The organism is Schlesneria paludicola DSM 18645 (assembly GCF_000255655.1).
GTDB classification, from domain to species: Bacteria; Planctomycetota; Planctomycetia; order Planctomycetales; family Planctomycetaceae; genus Schlesneria; species Schlesneria paludicola.
This window is the reverse complement of sequence record NZ_JH636434.1, coordinates 2,316,001-2,342,221: the sequence shown is the minus strand read 5'-3', so window position 1 is coordinate 2,342,221 and position 26,221 is coordinate 2,316,001. Positions and strand designations below refer to the sequence as shown.

The 26,221-nt window shown below is 56.1% G+C and carries 18 protein-coding genes; 5 read left to right on the top strand and 13 right to left on the bottom strand.

From position 1 onward, the window contains the following. Positions 1-79: 79 nt before the first annotated feature. Together OSO_RS0111500 and OSO_RS47820 are read right to left on the bottom strand one after the other, a co-directional pair. On the bottom strand, positions 80-1,507 hold the full coding sequence (locus OSO_RS0111500) for a DUF1501 domain-containing protein (RefSeq protein WP_010583487.1): 1,428 nt from the start codon (positions 1,505-1,507) through the stop codon (positions 80-82). A gap of 72 nt (positions 1,508-1,579) precedes the next feature. Further along, complete coding sequence (locus OSO_RS47820; protein ID WP_162130534.1) at positions 1,580-4,960, bottom strand: DUF1553 domain-containing protein; 3,381 nt, start codon at positions 4,958-4,960, stop codon at positions 1,580-1,582. A 311-nt stretch (positions 4,961-5,271) separates the two neighbouring features. On the opposite strand from OSO_RS47820, the gene OSO_RS0111490 reads away from it, so the two are divergent. Next, positions 5,272-6,489: an SGNH/GDSL hydrolase family protein gene (locus OSO_RS0111490; protein ID WP_010583485.1), complete on the top strand. Its 1,218-nt coding sequence runs from the start codon at positions 5,272-5,274 to the stop codon at positions 6,487-6,489. Between the two features lie 107 nt (positions 6,490-6,596). Here the strand turns inward: OSO_RS0111490 and OSO_RS0111485 are convergent, their stop codons facing one another. Together OSO_RS0111485 and OSO_RS0111480 are read right to left on the bottom strand one after the other, a co-directional pair. Next, positions 6,597-6,884, bottom strand: a complete 288-nt coding sequence (locus tag OSO_RS0111485) for a hypothetical protein (RefSeq protein ID WP_010583484.1) — start codon at positions 6,882-6,884, stop codon at positions 6,597-6,599. A 215-nt stretch (positions 6,885-7,099) separates the two neighbouring features. Further along, positions 7,100-8,536 carry a sulfatase gene (locus tag OSO_RS0111480; protein WP_029246905.1) on the bottom strand — a complete coding sequence of 479 codons (1,437 nt, stop codon included), beginning with the start codon at positions 8,534-8,536 and terminating at the stop codon, positions 7,100-7,102. A 341-nt stretch (positions 8,537-8,877) separates the two neighbouring features. Here OSO_RS0111480 and OSO_RS0111475 point away from each other — a divergent pair, with 341 nt between their 5' ends. From OSO_RS0111475 to OSO_RS0111460, 3 genes are all read left to right on the top strand, one after another. Continuing rightward, positions 8,878-11,973 carry a PSD1 and planctomycete cytochrome C domain-containing protein gene (locus OSO_RS0111475; protein ID WP_010583482.1) on the top strand — a complete coding sequence of 1,032 codons (3,096 nt, stop codon included), beginning with the start codon at positions 8,878-8,880 and terminating at the stop codon, positions 11,971-11,973. Between the two features lie 151 nt (positions 11,974-12,124). Further along, the gene (locus tag OSO_RS0111465; protein ID WP_010583481.1) at positions 12,125-13,594 is read left to right on the top strand and encodes a DUF1501 domain-containing protein; all 1,470 of its coding nucleotides are present in this window, start codon (positions 12,125-12,127) and stop codon (positions 13,592-13,594) included. Between the two features lie 158 nt (positions 13,595-13,752). Continuing rightward, on the top strand, positions 13,753-13,971 hold the full coding sequence (locus OSO_RS0111460) for a hypothetical protein (RefSeq protein ID WP_010583480.1): 219 nt from the start codon (positions 13,753-13,755) through the stop codon (positions 13,969-13,971). 242 nt (positions 13,972-14,213) lie between these two features. Here the strand turns inward: OSO_RS0111460 and OSO_RS0111455 are convergent, their stop codons facing one another. The 6 genes from OSO_RS0111455 to OSO_RS0111425 form a co-directional block, all read right to left on the bottom strand. Further along, complete coding sequence (locus OSO_RS0111455; protein WP_010583479.1) at positions 14,214-15,482, bottom strand: Gfo/Idh/MocA family protein; 1,269 nt, start codon at positions 15,480-15,482, stop codon at positions 14,214-14,216. Between the two features lie 271 nt (positions 15,483-15,753). Then, the gene (locus OSO_RS43105) at positions 15,754-16,215 is read right to left on the bottom strand and encodes a carboxypeptidase-like regulatory domain-containing protein (RefSeq protein ID WP_010583478.1); all 462 of its coding nucleotides are present in this window, start codon (positions 16,213-16,215) and stop codon (positions 15,754-15,756) included. A 155-nt stretch (positions 16,216-16,370) separates the two neighbouring features. Then, positions 16,371-17,462 carry a DUF1559 domain-containing protein gene (locus tag OSO_RS0111445; protein ID WP_010583477.1) on the bottom strand — a complete coding sequence of 364 codons (1,092 nt, stop codon included), beginning with the start codon at positions 17,460-17,462 and terminating at the stop codon, positions 16,371-16,373. A gap of 610 nt (positions 17,463-18,072) precedes the next feature. Next, positions 18,073-20,184 carry a hypothetical protein gene (locus OSO_RS0111435; protein WP_010583475.1) on the bottom strand — a complete coding sequence of 704 codons (2,112 nt, stop codon included), beginning with the start codon at positions 20,182-20,184 and terminating at the stop codon, positions 18,073-18,075. Beyond that, positions 20,181-21,149: an ABC transporter ATP-binding protein gene (locus tag OSO_RS0111430; protein ID WP_010583474.1), complete on the bottom strand. Its 969-nt coding sequence runs from the start codon at positions 21,147-21,149 to the stop codon at positions 20,181-20,183. Before OSO_RS0111430 ends, OSO_RS0111435 begins: the two co-directional genes overlap by 4 nt. Continuing rightward, the gene (locus tag OSO_RS0111425) at positions 21,146-21,544 is read right to left on the bottom strand and encodes a GntR family transcriptional regulator (RefSeq protein ID WP_010583473.1); all 399 of its coding nucleotides are present in this window, start codon (positions 21,542-21,544) and stop codon (positions 21,146-21,148) included. Before OSO_RS0111425 ends, OSO_RS0111430 begins: the two co-directional genes overlap by 4 nt. A 249-nt stretch (positions 21,545-21,793) precedes the next feature. Here OSO_RS0111425 and OSO_RS0111415 point away from each other — a divergent pair, with 249 nt between their 5' ends. Next, complete coding sequence (locus OSO_RS0111415; protein ID WP_010583472.1) at positions 21,794-22,870, top strand: prenyltransferase/squalene oxidase repeat-containing protein; 1,077 nt, start codon at positions 21,794-21,796, stop codon at positions 22,868-22,870. A gap of 26 nt (positions 22,871-22,896) precedes the next feature. On the opposite strand, the gene OSO_RS0111410 is transcribed toward OSO_RS0111415, so the two are convergent. The 3 genes from OSO_RS0111410 to OSO_RS43100 form a co-directional block, all read right to left on the bottom strand. Then, a complete protein-coding gene (locus OSO_RS0111410; RefSeq protein ID WP_010583471.1) occupies positions 22,897-23,400 on the bottom strand; it encodes a hypothetical protein in 504 nt (167 codons plus the stop codon). Positions 23,401-23,788: 388 nt separating this feature from the next. Beyond that, entirely contained in the window at positions 23,789-24,778 is a 990-nt protein-coding gene (locus OSO_RS0111400) for a DUF1559 domain-containing protein (protein ID WP_010583470.1), read from the bottom strand. Positions 24,779-25,824: 1,046 nt separating this feature from the next. Next, on the bottom strand, positions 25,825-26,221 hold a 397-nt coding region (locus tag OSO_RS43100; protein ID WP_010583469.1), incomplete at its 5' end, for a transposase.

The window sequence follows — 26,221 nt, the reverse complement described above, 5'->3', positions numbered from 1 at the left end:
GATTGCTCCAACAAGGGCGCTGATCGGCTCGGTTCACCAGGCGCATTTCGCGATCGAACGTGTGCAAGTCACCAACTCGTCACGAGAGAATTCCGTGCACGATTTCTCCGTGAACGTCCGTCAGACGGAAGTCCCGCCCCGCGTACTTGTACGTCAGATTGAGATGGTTCAGGCCCAGCAGATGCAGCATCGTCGCATGCAGGTCATGCAGGTGGACCTTGTCCTCCACTGCGTAGTATCCGTACTCGTCCGTCTTGCCGTAGCGAATCCCAGGTTTCACTCCCGCACCGGCCATCCACATGGTGTAGCCCTGAGGGTTGTGATCGCGGCCATCTCCACCTTGGGCGACGGGCGTGCGGCCAAACTCACCGCCCCACAGAATCAATGTGTCCTGTAACAACCCGCGCGCCTTGAGGTCGGTCAGCAGTGCGGCAATCGGCTGATCGACTTCGAGTGCGTTCTTGGTGTGGTCCGCTTTCAGATTTCCATGTTGGTCCCATTTGTAGCTGTGAGTGCACTGCACGAACCGAACACCTCGCTCGATAAATCGGCGCGCCATCAAGCATTGCCTGCCGAAATTTCGTGTCTCGGCATTGTCTAATCCGTACATTTTCTGCGTCGCTTCAGACTCGTCGTGAATCTCCTGAAGCTCGGGCGCGGCGGTTTGCATGCGATACGCCAGTTCGAACGACTCGATCCGGCTCTCGAGGGTGTTATCCGGACCGGTCAGTCCAAGTTGATCGACGTTCATCTCGCGGACCAGATCCAGTTCCATTCGCTGCAGACGCGATGGTTGCTTTTCCGCGTTTTCGATGAAGGGAATCTTTGCTTGATCCGATGGAATGCTGGCATTGCCGAGAGGTGTTCCCGAATAGACGGCGGGCAAAAACGCCGAGCTGTAAGCATTCACCCCGCCATGAGTCAGCGTGGGGCACATTGTGATGAAGCCCGGCAAATCCTGATTCTCGGTACCCAGTCCGTAAGTGATCCAAGACCCCATGCTGGGACGGACGAAGGTGTCGCTTCCTGTGTGCAATTCGAGAAGTGCACCACCATGGCGTGAGTTTGACCCATGCATCCCGTTGATGATGCACAAGTCATCAACTTTCTGCGCCACATGTGGGAACAGATCACTGACCCACGCTCCGCTTTCACCGTACTGTTTGAAGTTGAATGGAGATTTCAGCAAATTCCCCGTCGGTGCTGAAAACACGCGAGGTTTGGCAAACGGCAGCGGTTTGCCGTTGTCGCGTTCCAACAACGGCTTATAGTCGAAGGTGTCGACCTGTGACGGTCCGCCATGCATGAACAGAAAAATGACCCGCTTCGCCTTCGGCTCAAAATGCGGCCGTTTCAATGCGAGCGGGTTGGCGCGTGCCGCGTCGGCACGGACTTCTTCACCTGCCAGACCGGCTAGTGCCAAACTTCCAAACCCGGCGGCACTCACCTTCAGCATGTCTCGACGATTGTAGACGGTGGTGAAGCGGTGACATGACTGACGTGACATGGACGGTGTCCTTTTTCCACAAAGCGTGAATCACATCGACAGAACGCTGATCAATTCAGACGATCGCATCGGCTAGTCAACATAGACAAATTCATTGGCGGAAAGCACCGCTCGGCAAAGGCTTGTCCAGACCCGAGATTCGATCTCGGCGGAATCAATCCCAGATTCGGTCATCGCCGCCCGCAAGCGATCAACATACCCAAGCCCTCGAGTGACTTCGGCATCCGTTGCGCGACGACTGAATACCAATTCGTAGAGTTGCTGAATGCGCCCCGTCTTGTCGAGATCGCTGCGTGCCAACAACGTTTGTGCGAGAGTCTGCGATTGCTCAAGCACGAACGCACTATTCATCATGAACAAGGCTTGTGGTGCCACCGTTGTTTGGTCACGCTGGCCCGCCAAAGTGCTTGGATCGGCGAAGTCGAACGCGGTGAAGACCTGAAACAACGCCGATCGAACGACGGGTAGATAAATGGATCGGCGCGGGCTGCCGTAAATGGCGGGGTTCACATTCGCCGTGCTGGTGACGTACTCGCGATTTCGTGTCGGCAGCAGAGTTCCACCCGGAGTCTCGTCAAGTCGGCCACTCAGTGCCAGCAGCGAATCTCGTAAGACCTCGACATCCATCCGCTGGCGATGGAATCGCCATAGCAGCCGATTTTCAGGATCGACGAGTGCCGCATGATCATTGAATTCCGTACTCTGCCTGTAGGCCGAAGATCCGATGAGCATTCGATGAGTCGACTTCAGGCTCCAGGCATTCGGGTTCGCATCGAGCTCATCGTCCTGCCGCGAGAATCGCGATGCTAGCCAATCCAGCAGCTCCGGATGAGACGGACGCTCACCTAAACGACCAAAGTTGTCGGGTGTTCGCACGAGCCCAAATCCAAAATGCCATTGCCACAAGCGATTCACCATGACGCGCGCCGTTAGCGGATGCTCAGGACTTGCGAGCCAACGTGCCAGTTGCAGCCGCCCGCTGCCTTCCGTGAACTCACGCGGCCCCGACCCAGCCAGGATCTTGGGGATCTGTCGCGACACTTCGCGACCAAGCGTCAAGTGGCTGCCGCGCAGATGAATCTTCAGCTTCTCAGGAGCGGTCTCTGCAACGGCCATCACTTCCGTGAATTTCGGGACCGCTGCTTCGTGACGAGCAAGCTCTTCGCGTCGCAATCGCAATTGCTCGGCCGCGACCGGTGAAAACGCCACTTCGATGTCGGCTGGAACCGCGAATGGTCCCTTCGGGTCGATCAGCAGTTGGCGTGCGGATTCGAGTACCGGGTCGGGCAACGCCGCGACATCCTTTCCGGCATCCGTTGCTTTCAAAGCCGTCCATGCCTGCGTTGATTCGGCGAACAGTCGCTGATACCGCGACTTGAGTTCGATCAGCGATGTCGGTTGCGAGTCGCCGAGCAATCGAGCAACGCCATTTTCGGGCAGGGACGCATCAACCGTCAGGGACTTTTGTTTGAGATACTGCTGCCATGCAGTCAGAATCGATTTGGGATCGGATTTGGCCGCGTCGACGGCCTTGCGCCACTGCAATGTCAATGACGACATCAAGGGTGAGCCATTGGAGCTCTCTGCCGAGGCGGCTATTTCGCTGAGTTCACTTGAGAGTGATGCCGCCCCTTCAAACGGCGTCATCAAGATTTTGTCAATATGTGGAAACATCCTTGGATGCTCCAGACGAATCACGTTCTGCCCTGCATTGAGCGTGACGAAGGCCTCGACGAACCAGGCCTGTCCATCGGGTGTCCACGAACCAGTCGCCTGGCTTGCTGCGTCTGTTTTCACGAGATTTCGATTGACGAACAGCTTGGTCGGTCGAGCCGTCACTGCGGCGTATCGCAATTCCAATTGATACATCCCGGCGCGAGCCACTTCGATGTCGTATTCGACGAAATTGGGGGCGTCGCCGCGATTGACGATCACTCCGATCTCTTTGCCGTAATTGTCGCGGTCCCTTAAGACGTTTCCACGCACGAATTCTTCCGCTTCAATCAGAATCGCACCCGGAATTTCTCGTGCCGCGGGGCTGGGGCCGCGCGGCTTGCTGACGCTTAGCACGCGAGCGAGTTCGACTTCGCGCGTGGCCGCAATGATGTACGCGCCCACGTTACTGCGAGCATCCGCCAGGATCGCTTCGGTCTGTTCGGTTCTGAGCTTCTCGACCGATTGTTTCGCAGCGCTGGCAATCTGTTGAAGTTCGTCCCGTGCCTTGATCTGTTCCGCCGATGCCAGTGGCCGTTCGTGCCAGCGGGCCACGACAGTGAACGTGTCCATCGTCTGGGTGCTCTTGAAAACCCCTGCCAGACCGTAGTAGTCCTCGGCGGTCAATGGATCAAACTTGTGGTCGTGACAGCGAGCACAGCCCATCGTCAGCCCCATGACAGCCCGCGCGATTGTGTCGACCTGTTCGTCGATGATGTCCATTTGCATCTTGACCGGATCGTCCTCGGCGAGCATTTTCGCTCCGAGGCTCAAGAATCCCGTCGCAATTAGCGGATCAAATGCTCCAGGTGCCGATGACGCTGCCAGACTCGAGCCGTGACCTGCAGGGGGAAGCAGATCCCCCGCAATCTGCTCGACCAGAAATCGGTGATAGGGTTTGTCGTCACGCATCGCGCGAACGACATAGTCGCGATATTGGAATGCGTTGGCATACGCCAGATTTTCGTCCAGGCCGTTGGAATCGGCGTACCGCGCAATGTCCAGCCAGTGACGCGCCCAGCGTTCACCATAGTGGGGCGACGCCAGTAGCCGGTCGACCACCCGTTCGAGTGCGTCGGGCGATTGATCGGCCACAAAGTCGGCGACCTCGTCCGGTGTGGGTGGCAGGCCGATCAGGTCCAATGTCACTCGCCGTAAAAGCGTCCGGCGATCGGTTTCGCGTGCGGGCGACAAACCCTTAGCACTCAGCTCCGCCAACACAAATCGATCGATGGGGGAACGAATCCAAGATTCATTTTGGACGACGGGTGGGGCAACGCGCTTTACCGGCTGAAACGCCCAGAATGCTTTTTGTTCGTCCGTAAATTCCGTCGGCGTGGAACTGGGGGCGGCCGAAGGTGTCGAAGGCTTTGAATTTGGCCAGGGCAATCCGCGGCGAACCCATTCCGTGAGAACCGCGATTTCTGCGTCCGGTAACTTGGACTTCGGTGGCATTTGAATCGAGTTGCGATAGCCAATCACATCCATCAAGAGCGATTCGTCGGGCTTGCCGCTGATGGCGGCAGGCCCGCTCTCGCCCCCAGCGAGAATCGCCTCGCGCGAGTCGAGCTGTAACCCGGCTTTCGGTTTGTCGCTTCCGTGGCACTCTTGACACTTCGCCACCAATAGCGGACGGATCTTCGATTCGAAGAACGCGTCGTCGCCCCCTTCGTCCCCGTAAGACACATTCGCCAAAGCGATCCAGCCGACTGCCAGCAGGCCACATACCCTAACTCGCATAGTGAATCTCGTCACAGGTTTCGTTCGCATCGAAAATCGCTGATATTGTAGACAGCAACCCTCACCTATCGGAAGTTTGATCCGCCCTTTCATGACGTCTCTACGGGAAGTCGCCTCGGAACGGAGGAAACCATCTGTCGCATCGTCATGACAGTTCTGCGGTGAAAATCCTTGAGAATCGTTTACCAATGCATAACCCGTTTTGAATTTCTTGCCAGGTTGAGCATGATGATCGCTCGTGTCGTCGCCGGCGTTGAATCGCATCGCTGAACGACTCTCGTTACGGAATTCCGCAGTCAGGAGAACCGATTTTGCAATCCAGCACGCATCCATGGCAGTTTGTGTTCCTGGCGTTACTTCTGGCGACAGTCAGAACGCTTGCGGCAGAACCGGAACAGGAATCAAAATCCGTCGCCACGAATGCATTGTCGACATCTCGACTGATCCTTCCCGAAACCATTCCGGCCGTCGTGGGGATCGAATGCAATCTCTATTTTGACAATGTGGTCCTGACAGCTCTACCGGGACGCCTTCTCTTTGATGTCGTCTGTGCCAAAGGGCGTCAACAATCAGAACGTTGGACATGGGTGCCCACTGAGGCTGATGTCGGGGCGCATCCGCTGGAGCTGATCGTTCGAGACGAAGCCAATCGCAAACTCATTTCTGCCCGCTGCATCGTTCAAGTTGCTGCGGCCAATCGCGGTACTGGAAAAAGTTTAACCGTCTTAATGATTGGTGATAGTCTGACACATGCGTCAACGTACCCGCAACGCGTCGTCGAACGCAGCGAGTCGTCTGCGGGGCCCAAAGTCGTCCTCGTGGGATCGCATACGCCGAAGCCCGAAAACCCGATGCTTCGCCATGAAGGTTACGGTGGTTGGACTGCGAAGCGATTTGTGACTCATTACACCGAAACCGCGAGGACGGGCGAGTACGCCAAACGGGGAAGCCCGTTTCTGTACAAACCTGAGAACGAGGCGCCGCGGCTCGATTTCACGGCGTACTGCCGTGATGTCAACGAGGGGCGTTTTCCTGACGTGGCCACGATCTTTCTGGGGCCGAATGACACATTTTCATTTGATGACGACACGATCGAGGCCGGCGTCGACGAGATGTTGAAGTACCTCGATCAGCTCGTCGAAATGCTGCAGACGGCGAGCCCCTCGACGAAGATCAGTCTGATGCTACCGGTGCCACCTGCCGCCAGCCAGGATGCCTTCGGCTCGAACTACGGCAGCGGTCAAACGCGATGGCAGTATCGCCGCAACCAGCATCGTGTCGTGGAACGTATGTTCGAGCGATATGGTCGCGCGCAACCGGGTACTGCCAAAGTGAATCCATTGCGCCTCATCCCGACGTATCTCGGACTCGACTGCGTCAATAACTATCCGACAGAGCAAGTGGCTGCGAATGGAACGACCGATATCAAGATCACGCGTCAGTCGAATGGCGTGCATCCCGCGGGGGCGGGCTACCAGCAAATTGGCGATATCGTGTTCGCCTGGCTGAAAAACGAAATGCCAGACTGAAATCCGGGTTCGTATCGACCGCAGACCGTATCGACCAGCGCCGAATACACGGGCGTCTATCCGACGTTTTTAGGTGCCGATTCGGATTTATTGGGGAGGCGTCCGTTTCACAGGATGCCATCGCCCCAATCATCCTCGGTCGTAACGTCCCGTTTGGGTTCAATTGTCACTTCTGAAATCGACTCCACGATCGTTGTCTGTGTTTTCGATTCGATGACGGTGACTTCCAATGCCTGGATCGTTTCTCGATCGACAGCCGACTTGATGATGGTGGCTTCGGGCTTAACCGGTGCTGGTGGCGGCGCCTCGATCCCGAAATCGATAGGACGTCGTTCGACATCGCTGGGACGCTGCAACGGCCGCGGAGCCATCACACGCTCGGCGACAATCTGCATCCAACTCTCCTCCTGACAACCGCAGTACAGCGTCGTGACATCTCCGGATAACTTGCGTTCCCGGCCACACTTCGCACAGCGCCAGGTCCGACGTACGTCGCCAGTCACTTTATAGCCAGGGCCCTTCATCGGACTGCCTTTACAGGAATGGATTTCAATTCGCGTGTTTCAATTGAGTACAAAGGCGTCATTCAAACCATGCCGCCGCTAAGTACCTACTTCGCCTTCGTCTCATCAATCCAGCGTTTCAGTTCGGCCAGCATCGTCTTCATTCGTTCTGGCTCGGTCATACTCAGATTGTTGGATTCTTCAGGGTCGTTCACAAGATTGTAGAGTTCCGAAGTCTGACTCTCTAGGTAGTGAATCAACTTCCAGGATTCGCGTTGGATTGCCGCAGACGCTTTGTGGCCCGAACCGTGGTCGTGAGGATAGTACCAACCGATCGAACGCTTTTTCAGATTTTCATCCGCTTGTCCGCGGAAGGCACCGGTCAGTGACCGTCCATCCAAATGCTGTGTCGGCTGCAATGGAAGCCCACAAAGCTCAAGCAAGGTGGGGTAGAGGTCTGCAGAGTAACTCGGTACATCGCAGGTCGAAGGCTTAAGACCGCTCGGCCACGAAATGTATGTCGGAATGCGAATTCCTCCTTCGTACGTCCATCCCTTTCCTGCGCGCCACGGCAAATTGCAGGTGGGGCCCACCTTCCGATTCGTCCCCATTGTACACAATCCACCATTGTCGGACGTGAACACGACGATCGTATTCTGCCGCTGACCCAGCTCTTCGAGCGTCGTCAGGATACGACCGATATTCTGATCCAAGTTCTCAATCATGGCCGCATAGTTGGGGTCATCCTGCCGACCGCGCGACGTCGAGCCAAATGGCGCGGGCCGTGTCGGTGTGTCCGAAACAGAAAAGAAGTCCTCTGCCTTGTCTCGATACTTTTGCGGCAGATCTTTTGGCGGTTGAATCGGGGTGTGAATTGAATAATGCCCCAGGCACGCGAAGAAGGGCCGCCGTGTGTCGCGCTGGTGCAGAAACTCGATGGCGGCCGTCGTCAACACGTCGGTCAAATACGACGACTCATCGACCGAGCCGAAATCTGGAACATCCAGAATCGAAGGCTTGTTGACGTGTTGATGAAACGGAAAATAGTACGAACCAGGTGATCCCCCTCGGTTCACGCCCTTGATCCACTCAAAGCCATGCTTGGTCGGCAGGCTGGCGTCATCCTCGCCCAGATGCCATTTACCCAGATACGCCGTCTGATAGCCCTGTTGCTGAAAGGCCTCTCCCAAGGTCGTTTCACTTGGAGGAAGCACAATTCCCGAGCCAGGATGAATCCAGTCCGTGATTCCCAGACGCTGTGGCACTTTTCCGGTCATGAGCGCAGCCCGCGTCGGCGAGCAGACGGGGTGAGCAGAGTAGAAGTTCGTCATCCGTACTCCGGATTTTGCTAATCCATCCAGATGAGGTGTTTCATAGAACGTCGAGCCATCGACGACGATGTCCGTTTTCCCCAAATCATCAACAATCATGAGCAATACGTTCGGGCGATCGGACTTCGCATTCTCTGCCGCCTGCAGCAAGTCTGACGAGAACAATCCACTGGCGACAAATAGCGCACAGATGCAAACGGAATTGAGACGCATGCATTCACTTTCCGCAAACGCGACAAACCACAGTGAATTGCCAGTAGCAACGGACGGCCAATGGCAATCGAAACGGTTGGAGCCAACAGTCGACTGGACCGGGCCAAATCGTAGCGTACCAGCATAAGGTTGGGAAAACATAACGGGTCTCGTTGGCGGTTTCTGAACGAGAACGGGAGATCGCAAAATCCTTGACCCGCCCAATTGAAACGCAGCGCAATCCGCCTGGCGTTCGACAAAGGGCTGACTCCGCCGGTAGATTGATGGGATGTCAGTTGATTGATTCCGGCACCTTGCGCCGAACTCTGTCTGGCCAGTGAAACGATACGTGGGGACGATGTATGACGCGGATTGGTCACATACGACAGGGGCTGCTCGTCCTGAGCTGCCTCAGCATGCTTATTTCGTGCAATGGGTTCGCCGCAGCAGCAGATGGATTGGTCTCATTCAACCGTGACGTCCGTCCCATACTGGCGGACAAATGCATTCATTGTCACGGACCCGATGCCACGACCCGCAAGGCCGAACTCCGTCTGGACACCGCCGAAGGTGTTTTGCACGGCAAGGCTCCCGCTGTGATCCCTGGAAAACCAGGCGACAGCCCACTGGTTCAGCGTATCACCTCGACCGATGAATCAGAAATCATGCCCCCGCCAGAATCGAAGAAGACGCTCACCGACACCCAAAAAGAGATTCTGAAGCGGTGGGTGGAACAAGGGGGCAACTACCAGAAGCACTGGGCTTTCGAGACGATCCGCCAGCCGCAACCGCCGGAACATCCGAACGCAACCAATACCATTGATCGATTTTTGAACCGCCAATTGCAGGCGGCCGGACTGTTGACACAGCCAGACGCCGCTCGCGAGACGCTCATTCGACGAGTGTCCTTCACACTGACCGGATTGCCGCCCACCCTCAATGAACAGGAAGAATTTCGCGCCGATGCCGCACCAGGTGCCTATGAACGAATGATCGACCGCTACCTGGCGTCGCCACGCTACGGTGAAGAGATGGCCAAACATTGGCTCGACGTCGCGCGCTACGCCGATACGCATGGCCTGCATCTCGACAACGAGCGGCAAATGTGGGCCTATCGTGATTGGGTGATCAAAGCATTCAACGACAACCTGCCATTCGATCAGTTCACGATCTGGCAAGTTGCCGGTGATCTGCTCCCCAATCCTACGACCGAACAACTGGTGGCGACGGGGTTCAATCGCTGCAATGTCACATCCAGCGAAGGTGGTTCGATTAACGACGAACTTCTCTATCGCTATGCCGTGGAACGGACGACCGCGGTCGCGCAAGTTTGGCTCGGCCTGACCGCCGGATGCGCCGTCTGTCACGATCACAAATACGATCCGATCACGACGAAAGAGTTTTACTCGCTGTACGCGTTCTTCAACAGCGCTGCTGACCCGGCAATGGATGGCAACACCAACGTCACCGCCCCCTTCATGAAACTGCCCCAGCAGAAGCAAATGGCCACGGCGACGCATGCGGCGAAAGTGGAACAGGATTCTCGCGAATGGATCGAGACCATTGTGGCCGACACCGCCTATGTTGATCCCGCCGAGTCCACATCCCCTGTGGCTCGGAAACCGGTTCGAGACGTCTTGTTCGACGACATCTTTCCCCTCGGGGCAGCAATTCGAAGTTCGTCGCGAAACCCAATCGACTGGATCACCGATCCCAAATTCCATGCGGCGTCGGGACGGCGTGTCATTCGGCAAGCATTCGGTGCCGCCTACAACGACCAGGTGGAGTTCAAACTTGCTCCGCTCGTCATCCCCGAAGAGGCCGCGTTCGAATTCTCGATTCGTGTCGAAGCGGCCGATCCTCCCACGTCGATCAGTTTCGGTGATACCGGCGGAAAGAGTGTGACTTGGACGAAGGCCGACAACAGCCTTGCCCGCGCGGGCGAGACGCCGTCAAAAATTGAACATGGAGTTTGGAATAAGATCACGATCCTCGCCTCGGACTTGGGCTTGAAGGCCGGAGATCGACTGAACGGAATCAAATTTACGCAAACCGGTGGCATCGCGTATTGGGACGCGGTCGTACTGACGGGGCAGTCGGTTCCCGCCAATGATCCGCTGGAATCCGTTTCCGTCTGGCGAAAAAGTTTGGGAAATAAGGCCCCTCCCGACTTGCCCGGCGAACTCAACCCCATCATCCAGGCCGGCCCCGAGAAGGTATTGTCGCCGGACGAGCTGGCAAAGCTGCGTCGATATTACCTGGGATTCGTCGCTCGTCCCCAGAACGACGAAATCGCGTCCGCTCGCAGCGCCTGGGAAACCGCTCGGACCGCCAAGGTCGTCGCTGAAGATTCAGCACCAGGAACGTTTATCTACAAAGACATCGACAAACCTCGCGAGTCATTCGTGATGGTTCGCGGCCAATATGACAAAAAGGGAGACCCCGTCGAACCTGCCGTGCCCGTCGTTCTGCCTGCGATTGCCAAGCCAGCGCCAGACGCACGCCTGAATCGTCTGGATCTCGCCAAGTGGCTTGTCGCCCCTGAAAATCCACTCACCGCGCGCGTTACGGTCAATCGACTTTGGCAGCAGGTGTTTGGAACGGGTCTGGTCAAAACCAGTTTTGACTTCGGGACGCAAGGGGCCGTTCCCAGTCATCCAGAACTGCTCGACTGGCTGGCCTCCGAATACCGTGCTTCGGGCTGGAACACGAAGAACCTTGTCAAACTACTGCTTGTCTCGGATGCGTTTCGGCGGCAAACACGACTGACTCCTGACGTCAAGGCGGCTGATATCGAAAACCGCCTGTATGCGCGGGGGCCCCGCTTGCGGCTTGACGCCGAACAGGTCCGAGACAACGTCTTGTTCGTGAGCGGGTTGATCGACCTGACGATGGGGGGCCGCGGTGTCCGGCCCTACCAACCGGCAAATATCTGGGAGCCTGTCGGCTATTCGGATAGCAATACCCGCTATTACCTGCAAGACCATGGTGAGTCGCTTTATCGTCGTAGCATTTACGTCTTCTTGAAACGGACGGCACCCCCGCCGTTCATGTCGAACTTTGACGCCCCCAACCGCGAACAGGTTTGCACCGTCCGCGAACGCAGCAACACACCGCTGCAGGCACTGCAACTGATGAATGACATCCAGCACTTCGAGGCCGCACGAGCTTTGGCTGAACGGGCACTCTCTGAAGGGGGCAAGACAACCGCCGAACGACTCACGTTTCTGTATCAGATCGTGTTGTCGCGCCTTCCTTCGTCCGACGAAATCCAACTGTTGACGGGGGCGTTCGACAAGCAGCTCGCCTTGTTCTCCAATGATCCCCAAGCCGCTCATCTGGCCATTCATGTTGGTGAATCGAAGCCCAAGGGCATTGCGTCCGAAGCCGAGACTGCCGCATGGACGATGATCTCAAATCTGATTCTGAATACCGACGAAGCGTTGAATCGGAATTGAACCCCGAACGTCAGGGGCCATTTGATCAATCGCGATCAAGGCACCGAACAAAGTTGAAGCCCGGGAAGTCTCTCCGTGTGATCGACACGGGCCGCACACGATTGAAACGATCGCTGCACAGACGCAGGCTGCTGAACGAGGAACAGACAACATGAATCCAATCAATGATCATCTGTGGGCACTCAATCGCCGTCAATTTCTGGGAAATACCGGAATTCGCCTGGGTGGGCTCGGCTTAGGGCTCTGTGCCGCGTCGTCCCTGAATGCCGGAGACTCGGTGAATTCGAACCGAATGCATGCCGCATTGCCGGGGCTTCCCCATTTTGCCCCCAAGGCCGACAGTATTATTTATCTGCATATGAACGGCGGGCCTGCACAGCTCGACATGTGGGACTACAAACCGAAACTGGCCGAATTTTACGATCAGGATCTGCCAGAAACGATTCGCAAAGGCCAACGCATCACGACCATGACCAGTGGGCAGACACGGCTTCCGGTCGCGCCGTCCATGTTCAAGTTCAGTCAGCACGGTCAGTGTGGTACGTGGGTTAGCGAATTGCTGCCGCATACCGCCAAATGCGTTGACGACATCGCGTTGGTCAAGTCCGTTCACACCAACGCAATCAACCACGATCCGGCCTGTACCTTCGTCATGACAGGCAGTGAAGTCCCGGGCAAGCCGAGCTTGGGGTCTTGGCTGTCGTACGGTTTGGGCAGCGAAAGCAACGACCTGCCGAGTTTCGTTGTGCTCACCCCGACCTGGAAATCGGGGGCCGCAGCTCAGGCCCTGTTCACGCGCATGTGGTCCAGCGGGTTTCTTTCGAGCAAATACACGGGCGTCGCCTTGCGCCATATCGGCGATCCGGTGCTCTATGTCCAGAACCCGCCCGGCGTCAGTGCCCAAAACCGACGTGCCATGTTAGACACGCTGGGGGCTCTCAATCAGCGGACACTCGACCAACTAGGCGATCCTGAAACGCTGACGCGTATGGCGCAGTACGAAATGGCGTACCGCATGCAGACCAGCGTGCCGGAATTGACGGACTTGAGCCATGAATCCGCCGCGACACTCGAACTCTACGGGCCAGACGTGACGAAACCGGGAACGTTCGCCGCCAGCACCCTGCTCGCCCGACGATTGGTCGAACGCGGCGTCCGCGCGGTGCAACTGCTTCATCGAGGTTGGGACCAGCACGGCAACCTTCCGCGCGACCTCAGATCGCAGTGTGAAGACACTGACCAGGCGATCGGCGCCTTGTTGACCGATCTCAAGCAGCGGGGAATGCTCGATCGAACATTGGTCGTTTGGGGAGGCGAATTCGGTCGGACTGTGTACTCACAGGGAACGCTCACCAAGGACAATTATGGCCGAGATCATCATCCCCGAAACTTCTGCATGTGGATGGCTGGTGGCGGCATCAAAGGCGGGCAAGTTTACGGTGAGACTGATGACTTCAGCTACAACGTGGTCGACAAACCGGTCCATATCAATGATCTCAATGCGACCATTTTGCACTGCCTGGGCATCGATCATGAACGTTTTACGGTCAAGTTCCAGGGCCTCGACCAGCGCCTGACCGGCGTTGAAAGTCCCGTCGTCGTGAAAGAACTTTTAGCTTAGCGGATGTCGCATGGCTCCGGTCGAAATTTTTGAAATACTTGATTTCCGAACTGCTCGAGACCAACTTCAATGTGTTTCTAATCTCACCTGAGGCTCGCCGCAATGACTGAAATGTCGTACGCCGAAAAACACGTTCACATCACGCAGTCAGGAACCCCATGAATCATCCGGCGCACGAACATTCGAATTCGGACCACGCTCATGATCGGCATGATCCCAAGCATCCTTATTGGAAGCGAGCACATCATGACTGGAAGTTCAGGATCGCGGTGTGCCTGATGCTCATTGGAATGGTGGTCTATGTTTTGACGCTGGATCTGTCGATCCAACCCGCTCAACCTCAATCGCCGGAATCGAAGCAGGCCGCGCCTTCGTGACGGGCGCGCAGCCAGTTGACAGAACGGGGACTGGCTCCATGCAGATCAGAAACACCACGATGTCCCGACGACCAAGGTGCCTCTCCCACTTACTTCAACGGGCTGCTCGATCAGGCTTATGTCACGCACCGACGGGTGGGATCGAGATTTCCACCTGAAAATCCGGGTCGCCGCTGCGCGCGTCGGGTGGGTAACACACGAAAAGGAATGGCCTTGATCGCGACGAATGGATTGGCGGTCGTCTACGACAACGCCCAAGGCGCGCGACTGGGACGCTCCAGCATCGACAGCGCCTCTGGATCACCCAAGATCTTCTCCGAGGCAGCGTCCCAGTGGATCTTTCTGCCGAGACGAACGGCGATGTTTCCGAGGTGACAAAGCGTCGCACTACGATGCCCAATTTCGACATCACTAATCGGAGCCTTCCGCGATTTGATGCAGTCCAGAAAATTCTGTGTGTGGTCGTTACTCACTTCCAGATGAACGGCGTCGGCTGCCAGCGGCTCTTTCATCAACTCTGCAGGGGTGCTTTCTATCTTTCCCCGATCGACGTACAACCGCCCAGCCGTGCCAATGAACGTTGCCCCCAGCGGGATGTCGTTCTGCAGTTGACCTACGGTCAACTGGACTCCATTTGCGAAGGTATGAGTCGCCCTGCAAGTCGACGTCACATCGTAAAGCCCCTTCCCATCGAACGTCGCTGTCCCTTCAATCTCGATGGGTCCACTATGATCCGCATCAAGTGCCCACTGCGCGATGTCGATATGATGCGCTCCCCAGTTGGTCATCTGACCGCCGGAATAATCCCAGAAATACCGAAAGTTGTAGTGAACCTGATTGGCGTTGTAGGGACGCAGCGGTGCGGGCCCCAGCCAGAAATTGAAGTCTAGCTCTGGTGGGGGGGCGGAGTCGGCGATCTTGGTCCCGCGGAACCTGACCTGCGGAATACCCACAAGGATCTGCTTCAACCGACCAAGCCTGCCGGAGCGAATCAATTCGACGGCTCGGCGGAACAAGGGATCTGACCGCTGTTGAGAGCCCGTCTGGACGACTCGCTCGTACCGACGGGCCGCCTCGACCATTTTCCGGCCTTCAGCCACAGTGAGTGACAGTGGCTTTTCCACAAACACATCTTTTCCGGCGCTGCAGGCATCAATCGTCGGCAGGGCATGCCAGTGGTCTGGCGTGGCAATGACAACCGCGTCAAGGTCTTTGCGTTCGAGCAATCGACGATAGTCACTATAGGCGTCGACCTGGCGTCCTTTGCTCTTCAAATGCTTGACGGCTTCAGCAAGATGTGACTTGTCAACATCGCAAACAGCAACCACTTGCTCAATGAATCCATCGAGATGTCCCATTCCCCGTCCGCCGACACCGATGTGTCCGGTGCGAATCCGATCATTGGCACCAAAGGCCCTGGCCGGCACGAAATACGGCAGCGCCATCGTTGCGGCAGACGAGGCCGCCAGAAACTGGCGGCGGTTGACTCGCGGACTTGGGCTCTTGGTCATGATCGCACCAACTCCTCTGAACGGCGGACAATTGGAATCTGCGTACTACTGAGCCGCAATGGTTTCGCTTCGTCAAGACGGCCGCCAGTCTTTGAACTTTTTCTCTGTGTCTCCGTGGCTCTGTGTCTCCCGCACCACCCGAAAGCGCCCAGAGAACACATGGCGCCCAACTGGGGCCAGAGCGACGTGAAGGATGTCGAGACTCTGCAGCCACGGATGTTGTCGTCACACCGGGGGCAGAGTCTTCATCGACTTAGGCGAGCAGACGCAATCAATCATCAAGCTCAAACGTTTCCTGATTCTTTCCGCCGGATTTGATCTCGGCGGTCAAGCCCGATGAATCCGCTTTCGCGTACTTGGCTGGTAACATCTCTTTGGGAAACTTTGCCACCGATCTCTCTTCAGGAGAATCGTACTTGGTCGGCTTTTTCTCGTAGACCGTCTTGCGAATCGAGACCTTATGCGTCCCGGCGATGGCCCCATCCCCCTCATCAAAGGTTGTGAGCACGAATCTCCCAGCCGCGTCTGTCAGGCCACGCGCGGTCTGCTCTCCGCTTTGATACAAGACAATGGCACCTTCGACCGGTTCACTTTTGTATTTTACGACACCCGAGCTTTTGAAAAGCTTGGGGCGATCCTTGGTCCATTTGTCACCGTTGCTCGAGCATCCCATGAAGACGACCGAGCCCAACATCATCAAGCCGCACCACCAAACATGACGAGTATTTTGCATCGGAAATGCCCTTCAAGAGTCGTCCTGAAAAACGGAGGAGCGCAATTCCGTATGGAGTGCGCTCCCTCCAAAACCGTCTGCCGACATCGCCATCCTGACGTGTCGCTCGGGCGGCACGTCAAGATGGCGTATGGTCGAAGAATGGCAAAACTGCCTTAGAATTCTCCAACGACTTCCCCGCCCGATTTCGTTCCCAGTGCGCCCCAGACGCCATAGGGGCTGACACCCGAAGTGACTTCCACTGCTCCGGAATTTCCGGCGTGAATGTTCTCGCTGACAAATCGAACGGCACCATCCGCCATCAGGACTTGAACTCCGCCTGCGTGGCGGCTCGATGCGCTCAACACACCGCCCGTCCATTCGTTGTCGGCCTCAATACACGACGCGCTATTCGGAGGAAGCATCGTATTGAATCGCGTGAATAATGCTCCGCCGTCAGGCCATCGCGATCCTTGGAATCCGTCGTCACCCTCAATGTCTCCTTGGACATAAGTTCTCGTCGTCCGATTGTACTGTGACGCGCACACTGACGGCGGGTTGGTGGATTCGCCGTAAGTTTTCAATACCCATCCCAGCGTATTCGATCCCGATGGTGTCACATGTTCCGACATCGCGATCGTGTTGCTTGTACCGTCAGTGATATCGCCGATCCGCGTACGCGACTGCTGGCCGAACATCCCTCGTGTATTTGTACAATCACGACCATCGACGAGTTCGTCAAACGAGCACATGAGCCGCGAGCCATCCCCGTTGCAGAACAAGTAATTCGTGCTTGGCATCCCGACAAGGGAGGAAGACGAGTCCAGCACTCGATTGATGTCCGATGGGCACATCAGCATCGCAATCTTGGTGTTCCAATAAGGATGCGGCTTCAAGGTCGCAATCTGTTGACTCCAAGGTGCTGTGGGTTGTGCAGAGTACTGGTTATACAGATTCACTTGGTCGTAGTAAGGCAGCAGTGGCACAAAGGCGCTGATGCGGCTGCGCCCCGTTTGGGCCGTCGGACAGGTGCTTGACGAGCGGCAACCCGATCCATTCGTCCCACCAGGAAATGTCAGGGCCACGTCGTGATAGTTATGAAGGGCCAGCCCGAACTGTTTCAAATTGTTCTTGCACTGCGTTCGACGGGCGGCCTCTCGCGCCTGCTGTACAGCGGGTAAGAGCAAGGCAATTAATACCGCGATGATGGCAATGACAACTAACAATTCAATCAACGTAAAGCCAAGCCTGCGTTTCGTCTGTGACACAGTAAACTCCTCACAAAAAGTTCGGAAAAAGGCACTGGAACCAGAACGTAGGAAGCCAGATAACTCGTAACGTGCTCGAGCGAGTGAATGGAAAGACATCATCGTGACGTTGGAAGCAACGACCGATGGACTCATTACGTGAGAAATGCGTTACCGAGAGCCTTTAGGAATGTTGCGTAGCAACTCCTACAGACTTGGAAACCACGAATGATTGAACTGCGAATCTGGGAAATGAGACGACGACATCGAGTCTTCACTGACGTTTTGATAACGGCGATGAAGTCAGGTCATCAAGAACGAAGGAACTCCGCTGCACGACGCGAATCTGTCGACAAAATTGCCTTTGCGAATTCACCCTTCGATGAACAGCCACAAACAACACCCCGTCATCAAATCAAGTGTACAGGACTCTTCCTGACGATATCGACGGAAAACCGAATAGTCAACATATTCTGACATTTCTGTCTGTGCCGTGATAGACCATCGCCGCGCCGGTCTTGCTAATCGTGATACAGTTTTGACGTCGGACAGCCGCCACGAAGTCTCGATACGCCCCTAATTGATCTGCCGCGATTGATGTGGGTGATCAGTATTGAGACAAGGCATAGAGTCAGCGAGCGATCGTACCCAGTTCCCAAGACAGCCAGCGACGATAAGCGATTCCGATCATTGCCAGCGCAAGAATCCAGAGCGGCCCCCACCAAACGGGTGGGCAGTTGAGCCAAGCCTCGAATGCTGGTTCACCGTGCACGGAGACGAAGATATAGGCCCCCGTACAAATCATTGCAACGAAAGCGATGAATGCCAGGATCACGCCGAAAAAAACTGGACCGGAGAGTATCGTATCGAGACTGGCGATAAGGACTAGCAGGACTGCATAGACGAGTCCAATCATCGGGAGTCCGAGCATCGCTACGTGCCAAGCCGACCACCAATGTGACGGAGCTTGAGACGCATAAGCGATGAGGCTGATTCCGCCCAGAAAGACGACCGGAAGAAAATCATGCGCGGTTTCGAGAAACACCAACTGAACCCACTCTCGTCGACCAAGCGACATCAGCAGATGGCGTGACAAGTACGGCCGCCACTGCATCAGAGCCATCCAAGGTCCCATGACCAACATGAACAGGGCCTGTTGGAAAGTCATGTACCCCACCGATCCGTGCAAAAGCTCATGCAGGAAAAGATTCATGACGTAGCCGACCAGCAACATGACCAACGTTGCGATGCAAGCAAATCCGAACACTGATATTGGCGTTCCCGCCCGCCAGAGGCGGGAGGCGTATTTCGACGATTCTCGCGGACACCGCAGAGCCGCCCGAAGTCGCGATTCCGGGCCGAGTGAGGACAGCCTTACGAACCACGAATCGGGGCGGCTCAATTGGCCTTGTGCCACCCAGCGTTGCCAGGCGGCAACGTTCCATATTTCATAGGGAACGGACCCCGCCGCCATTTCAGTCAAATTTCGCGAGAGCCGCGCAAAGAATCGATAGAACCCCACGACGGATATGACTTCCAGTGCGACGAGCACAACGATTAGATCCGGCCGCTGGCCTTGAAACATCCAATCTGCTTCGGCTCGGTCAGACAGGACAGTCAGCATGACGAGCATCATCGAAAAGACGATGGCCACTCCCATGGACGGGGCATTGATGAATCCCGCAAAACGAATTGTCCGGGCACTCGCCATCGTAATTGCATATGCGGGAATCAGCACCGCGCCCGCCATCGCGATGGCTGCCCAGATGTGAAAGCCACTGCCCCAAAATGCCAGGAACTGGGTCACCACGAGCAGGGCGAAGATCGAAAACGCGACGCCGAAATGATCGAGGTGAAATCGAGGGATGAGTACCGAGGATGTCGCGGCGAACTGGAGCGAAAGGAAATGCAAAATCAAAAACAGCGCGATCATTCCGACCAAAACCAAACCGGTTGCATTTGTAACACGATTCGATTGATAGCGGGTGGGACGGACGGCGACTCGAGGCAGTTCGCGCTGAATCTGTTCTGCATATTGCGGGTCAACATAGACGCGTCTTAACGTCGGGATGCTTTGCAAAACGTCTCGATCGATGTTTCGGAGTCCAGACGTGGGGCTTGTGAAGAGCTGCAGAGTCGTCGTCGTCAGGTTCGGCAATCCGCGCAGGATCTCTAGGTGCGAACGAGTGGAGTCGCGATCCATCACAATCGAGGAAAACGAAATATCCAGGCTCTCGATCGTTTTCGGCAGGCGGACGACGTTCCAATCTGGTAAATCCAGCGAATGAATCTGCAGGCGTTTCAGTGGTTGATGCTCGAGCGCGGCCCAGCCCCCTTTCTGCATCGCCCCCAGATGGCGAATCGACAGCGACTCTAGACGCAGGTGTCCTAGCGCATCAATGAGCTGCGGTTCCGTCAATGTCAGCGATCCGTCGATGACGAGATGCTTCAGGTTGGGAAGGCTTCCGAGATCGCCGAGTCGAGAGGGGGCTCCATTGGTCGCCTGATGGAACTCGCCAACGTTCAGCGTCAGGCGATCCACCTGTCCGCGCTCATGCGGCAGGTTGTTCAGCCTCCAGCGACCGCCCGTGATCTCGAATGGGGCGACCGCGTTCCAGTGGATCGTTTGACCATGAACAAGCACCAGGTCCACAGTGAGCACCAGCGTGACGACAGCCCAGGTCATCCATGACGTCGCGTAACCTCGCAATATGACGTAAATCGCTTGCCTGTGTGGTGTCATCGCAACCCCCCAACGTGTTCCGATGGCCGTTGATGAAGTTCCACGAAGATATCTTCCAGATTGAGATCTTCGACCGAGATCGTCGCGTTAAACTTTTGACGTAGCTCGGCCAGCAGGTCATCGCTCAGGTCGGTCACAGTCGCCAGCGCATGACAGCCGTCAACCTGCGTCCGAATCGCAGCACGAATCATCAATCGTTCGGGAAATGGAGAGCTTGCCGTAAGTCTGAGGCGTTTCACGCGGTCTTTGACGGAGTCCAGTTCATCGAAGAGAACGATTTTTCCTTCGCGTAGGACCGCCACATGCGTCGCGATCCGTTCGAGGTCGGACGTGATGTGTGTGGAAAACAGCACGGTATGTCGATTGTCGAGCGCCAGCTCCATCAGCGTCGCCAACAATTCCCTGCGGGCGATGGGATCAAGGCTCGCGACCGGTTCGTCGAGAATCAGTAGCGAGGGGCGATGTCCCAACGCCAGTGCCAGAGCCAGTTTCTGCTGCTGACCGACCGAAAGCGGACCAACTCGCTGTTCGCGGGGTAGATCCAATCGCGTGAGCAACGTCTCCGTCCAACGATGATCCCAATGCTCATAGAAGGCCGCAGTGAAGTCGAGAAGTTGCTCGACCCGCATCCAGGGTTGAAGCTGCACCGTCTGTGGCACATAGCCGAGATTTGACTTCGCCCGTGCACTTAGGAACCATGGGTCTTCGCCCCAGATTCTCGCGTTTCCTCCGGTAGGTTTGAGTAGTCCCAACAGGCAATTGATGAGCGTCGATTTGCCGGCACCGTTCGTGCCGACCAATCCCACGACGGCACCGGCAGGGATCGTGAGATCGACGCCGGACAGGACTTCATGGTGCCCAAAACGCTTGCGAAGCCCCTCGCAAACGATGGGCGGCAGTCCGGAGAATTCGGCCTCAGAACCAACAAGCGGTGAGGCCGGCAATGGGCGCGACAATGCGTTCATGTGGGGCGATCCTTGAGTTCTTGTTTGACGAGTTGCAACACCTGTTCGTCGGTCAGCTTCAATTGCCAGGCCAGGATCGACAGTTGCTCTGCCAGCGGACGAAGTTGCTCCAATCGTTCGGCCTTCGTCCCACCGGACTGCGGTGGTTTCACTCGCATTCCAATCCCGCGGTCGCGCTCGAGCACTCCGTCAGCCTCAAGTCGGGCGTAGGCCTTGGAGACGGTCATCAAGTTGACTTGAAGCTCTTCCGCCATCTGCCGAACGCTGGGAATCAGCTCTCCCGGCGCGAGTCGGCCGCTGGCAATCAGCGTGCGCAGCTGGTCCATCAACTGCCGATAGATCGGCACACCCGATGACGGGTGAATCTCAAACTGCAATGAAAACCGGGAGCTCATGAGCATCCCTTCGTGAAATCAAATCAAATGACTCGCATAGTGTATTGCGACTGTAATACACTATGCAGGGCGATGTCAAGTGGGCGCTGACGTTTCACTGGAATCGCGCGCTGATCTCGGTTGCGGAATGCCTCCGAATCCCGGCTGGGGGCTTTCGCGGTCGAATATTCATCGGAAACGGGATAGGATCAACTACGTTTCCATTCTGGTGACGAGGTCCGTCGCCGCCCCTTTCGCAGGGATCAAGCCATGGCTCGCGTTTCCCTTGTCGCGCTGTTTCTGCTCGGGTTTTCGTCCAAAGTGTTCGTCTTTGCTGACGAACCGACTGGTGTTCCTTCTGCAATTCCATCGGCTGCGGTGGAGCAGGTTCATCAGACGATTGATCGCGCGATCGGGTACTTGCAGGCGGAAAGCGCGGCCTGGCTAAAGACGCGGAAGTGCGCGGCCTGCCATCATCTCCCCATGCCACTCTGGGCGTTGAGTGAGGCGGCACAGCAGGGGTACGCGATCGATCAAAAATACCTGAAGGAGACGACCGAGTCGCTGCTGGGGAGCCGGGAGAAACTGATGTCGTCGAGGATCTTTCCGAATCCCGCAGACACCCCTGATCCACGTCCTCAGGGGCGGGGTCTCAATATGGGGCTTCCATTTCTGGCAGTGGCTTCGCAGGCGATGCCTGAATTGGATGAGGGGCAGAAACAGAGTCTGAAGTTGATCGCAGACGAGATTGTTAGCAAGCAGCAACCCGATGGCTCGTGGGAATTCTTCGCGACACTTAGGCGGCCGCCGATCAATGAGTCTCAAACGACCGATGCCGCCTGGATCATCATGGCGCTCACGGCGGAGGCGGGGACCGACGCACCCGAATCACGCCGTGTCGCCCTGGCAAAAGCAGCCACCTGGTTCGACGCCGCACTCCCTTCAGCAAACCTCCATCAAGACCGTGCCCTGAGGCTGCTATTGGGCGTACGGGCTGGAAAGTCGCGCGAATCACTGCAGGTCACGATCAACGAGCTACTCGCCTTGCAACGTCCCGACGGCGGATGGAGCCAAACGGTGCCTGAGCCGAAAAGCGACGCGTTCGCCACGGGTCAGACGCTGTATGTGTTGTCTCTCGCGGGACGCGCGGCGAACGAGCCAGAAATCAAACGAGGGATTGATTTCCTGGTCGCCACGCAAACGCCCGATGGCAGTTGGCCGATGATCTCTCGCTCGACCCCCGATGGGTCTCCCGGCAGTTCCAAACTGATGTCGCCAATCAACTGTGCGGCAGCCTCCTGGGCCACACTCGGTCTGGCAAAGCTGTCGCCGAAGTCGCGGAATTGACGACTGCATTCAGCGACTCGGGGCAACTATTGCGGTGCGCCCGCACCGCCGGTCTTCAGCTTCTTCTTCGAATCCAATTCGAAGTTTAGCGTCGAAGTGTCCGCTTTGACGATCGCCCCTTCCACGACTCGTGTGGCATCGAATTTGGTGTAAATCTTCGGCATTTTTTCGACGGTCGCCACGCCCGCTCGCGTTTTATCCGGAGGGATTGGCGATCCATCGCGTTGAGTCACCTTGGAAAACGTGACCCCATAGTTCCCTTCTTCAACCCCCGGCTTCTGAGACGCAGAGGCGTGAGTCAGTTGGTACGATCCATCGTCACGAGTGATTGCGTAAGCACCCGTCCCACGCGTATTGGGCAAGGGGTTGAAAAAGATGGATACCCCTCCCACCGGCTTACCATCGAGTTTCACAGTCCCTTGGACCGGGACGAGTTTGACGGATCGGCCATCACTTTTTCCGCAACCAACAAATGTCGAACTAATCATCATCGATGTCAGGACAAATATCTTGCAAACGTTTCTCATCATATTTCACCTTGGCTGCTCCATTGGCGCCACTTGACGGGCCATTCGGAGTTGGTTTCTTCGATTTTCACGCATCGAGTGTTTGCAGGCGCCGCAGGAAAATGCGGCCTGGCGACTCTTGCACGCGATTCTGAGTCCGGGCGCGCGACGAACTCCTTGTCGCATCGAAACAATGAGACCGCGTGCTTCGCGCATGCGTTGACATTCGCGAAGCCAGTGTGGCGGTCTCCTTTTGGTGCAACCGTTCATAATCCGAAGCGGGGGACAGGCACAATTCCCCACCGTCATTGGAATCCACTGTGCATCGACCAGAGCCGTTCTTCCCTTTGCCGCGGGAAAAATGAGCGACTCGCCAGACTGTGAACGGTGCCCCCTTGATCGTTACAGGCTGTTAAAACTCTCCCAGTACGTTTCCGTCCGAGATGTAGCTGAGGTTGCGTCGCGTCACCGAGTCCATGGTCTGGTTCAAGAAGCGAACAGAGCCGTCCACCAGAAGGCAAAAGCAACCACCCGCATGGGAACTTCCCGGCAGGTTGAAGTCGCCATTCTTGCCCAAAATGCGTGGCCGCGAGTTGGGGACTGGGTTGTCCCACCCACAGCAGACCAGCATGTTGATCCCACGTGCGTCTCCAAGGAATACACCGTTTCCGGCATACTGGCTACAGGCCCAGACGTTTCCGTTGCCGTCCCACACTTCGCGTGTGGTCTCGACGATCGCGGCGGTGTTACTCGTCCCGTCCGCGACGTCGCGAATCTTGGAGTGTGAGTTTTGTCCGAACAGGCCACGCGTCGTTCGACCTTCGTTATCCCACAATCCCCAGGGACCGCCATCGGTGTCGCTGAAGCCATAATTGATCAACTGACTATCGGCCACTCCGCAACCGTAGTACGAGGTCGCGGACGTATACAGCTCGGCGCCGGCATCGCTCGGGCAACTCAAGACCGACAGGCGGACAGTGGACAAGGCCATGTTGGCATTCTGTGCAGTCGTCGTTCCAGCCAAGGTTCCTTGACTGCTACTGTCCCAGCCACTGAAAAGGCTATTACGCGTCGCCGCAGTAAAGTCAAACTTATTGTACAGCGGAGTCTGGTCCAAATACGGCAAGAGCAATGGCCAGCCGGAGTGGTTGTTGACCGTCTGTCCGGCTTGCGTGAATGCCATGGCATTGTGGGCCGAACCGTAGGGGAAGATCGACATAGCATCATGGTAGTTGTGCAGTGCCAGGCCAATTTGTTTGAGGTTGTTCGCGCACTGCGAACGACGCGCCGCTTCGCGCGCCTGCTGTACTGCCGGAAGCAGCAACGCGATGAGAACAGCAATGATGGCAATCACCACGAGAAGCTCGATCAAAGTGAAGCCGCGATGAATTGATTTTGACATGGTAGGACTCATGAAAACGTTCTCTCTAAAATAGGAAAAGTGATCAAACGGTCAAAAATTGACAAATGAACAAGATTGGTCTGAAGAGTGTGAAACGAATCTCGCGAAAGTAAGGCTCAATTGCTCCTTTCTTTTTGCTTTCTATTGTGCTCGTTATATTTGTGTATATTGCGTGTTTCAATGTGCGCGTGATGTAATAGGTAGTAGTGTCATGCAGGTTGCTGATTGCATAAAATAAACGTCGTGGTGTCGATGCATGCCCACGCAGAATCGAAGGTCTGATCGCGCAGCGAAGTCACCAGGACAGATCTCTGTCGCTAATGACAGCAGCAGGCTGTTCACGTTTCGAAGCGATGCGGGATGTCCCACACGTCCGTTGAGCGGCCGAACGCTCCGCTGTGGCGGTCCGTGATGAATAACTCAATTTGATGTGCTTTTGCCGACGGCACATCAATTCAAAACCGAAATGTGATCTCAGTCTGAAGAGATTTCACCTACGATCACAGATGTATTAGGTTGAACAGTATGCCGAAGTTCGGATGGTGTTTCGCTCGGGCGAAAATCCCGTCCACCTCTTGTTCGCCGTCTATTTCTTCTCCGTCTGCTGAAACGAAGGGACACAACCGTTCACAGGTCGGCGACTGGCTCATGTTCCCGCAGTAAAGGGATGGATTTCCCTGGTCGATGCACCGCGGAATCCAATGAGCCGGAAAGTTGCGCCTGTCCCCCTCTCTTCGGGCAGCGAACGGTTGCCGACGGGACTGACGCCGTACCGTTTCAATAGTCGCCATCGCATCGGGACCGTTAAGGTGCCTATTCCCCTGAATTCAGCAGACGGATCGATGTTGTCTTCGTGATTGTGCCGCTATTGCTCTGTCTAAGTGTTGGGCCGTGTGTCGTGGTTGGGGCATCGCAGATATTGATGTCTTGTTGGCATTCGAAATGAGCTCAACGTGTGGTGACTTCCGCTGAGTCATTTAGAAGTTATACAGGTATAAAAAAGTTCGCAATATTTATTTTATACGATATGAAAAAAATCTGCCTCCTCACCAGAATCTGTGGGTGAATTCTGGTTCTGGCAGCTTTCCAAGTTGATGGTACAAAGCGATTTCGATCGCTTCATAGGTGCGAAAACCATAAGCTTTTTTGGTAGTCAGTTTCGCCTTATTGTTGAATCCCTCGACGACACCTGCGGAAATCGCTCCCCGCGCTCGGAACCAGTTGAGAATTAGGTTGCGATGGTTTCGCAGCATGCGAGCGACCCGCTTCATCGGTTCCAGGCGAGACCGCATCGTTCGAGCGCACCATTCGTCGAGAAACTTCCCAGCCCAACCTGCCGAAGCGTATTCCCAGAACCGCTGAAACTCTTCTCTCAACAAGTGCGATCTCACCGAACGCAAATTGTATTTCATCAGTTCCGCCAGCTTCACGACTTGCTTTGGA

Coding starts and splice junctions, on each gene's coding strand:
- OSO_RS43105 (WP_010583478.1), bottom strand. CDS start 16,215: ATGCAAAATACTCGTCATGTTTGGTGGTGCGGCTTGATGATGTTGGGC.
- OSO_RS0111500 (WP_010583487.1), bottom strand. CDS start 1,507: ATGTCACGTCAGTCATGTCACCGCTTCACCACCGTCTACAATCGTCGA.
- OSO_RS0111410 (WP_010583471.1), bottom strand. CDS start 23,400: ATGATGAGAAACGTTTGCAAGATATTTGTCCTGACATCGATGATGATT.
- OSO_RS0111435 (WP_010583475.1), bottom strand. CDS start 20,184: ATGACACCACACAGGCAAGCGATTTACGTCATATTGCGAGGTTACGCG.
- OSO_RS0111400 (WP_010583470.1), bottom strand. CDS start 24,778: ATGTCAAAATCAATTCATCGCGGCTTCACTTTGATCGAGCTTCTCGTG.
- OSO_RS0111480 (WP_029246905.1), bottom strand. CDS start 8,536: ATGCGTCTCAATTCCGTTTGCATCTGTGCGCTATTTGTCGCCAGTGGA.
- OSO_RS0111455 (WP_010583479.1), bottom strand. CDS start 15,482: ATGACCAAGAGCCCAAGTCCGCGAGTCAACCGCCGCCAGTTTCTGGCG.
- OSO_RS47820 (WP_162130534.1), bottom strand. CDS start 4,960: ATGCGAGTTAGGGTATGTGGCCTGCTGGCAGTCGGCTGGATCGCTTTG.
- OSO_RS0111475 (WP_010583482.1), top strand. CDS start 8,878: ATGACGCGGATTGGTCACATACGACAGGGGCTGCTCGTCCTGAGCTGC.
- OSO_RS0111425 (WP_010583473.1), bottom strand. CDS start 21,544: ATGAGCTCCCGGTTTTCATTGCAGTTTGAGATTCACCCGTCATCGGGT.
- OSO_RS0111460 (WP_010583480.1), top strand. CDS start 13,753: ATGAATCATCCGGCGCACGAACATTCGAATTCGGACCACGCTCATGAT.
- OSO_RS0111465 (WP_010583481.1), top strand. CDS start 12,125: ATGAATCCAATCAATGATCATCTGTGGGCACTCAATCGCCGTCAATTT.
- OSO_RS0111430 (WP_010583474.1), bottom strand. CDS start 21,149: ATGAACGCATTGTCGCGCCCATTGCCGGCCTCACCGCTTGTTGGTTCT.
- OSO_RS0111415 (WP_010583472.1), top strand. CDS start 21,794: ATGGCTCGCGTTTCCCTTGTCGCGCTGTTTCTGCTCGGGTTTTCGTCC.
- OSO_RS0111485 (WP_010583484.1), bottom strand. CDS start 6,884: ATGCAGATTGTCGCCGAGCGTGTGATGGCTCCGCGGCCGTTGCAGCGT.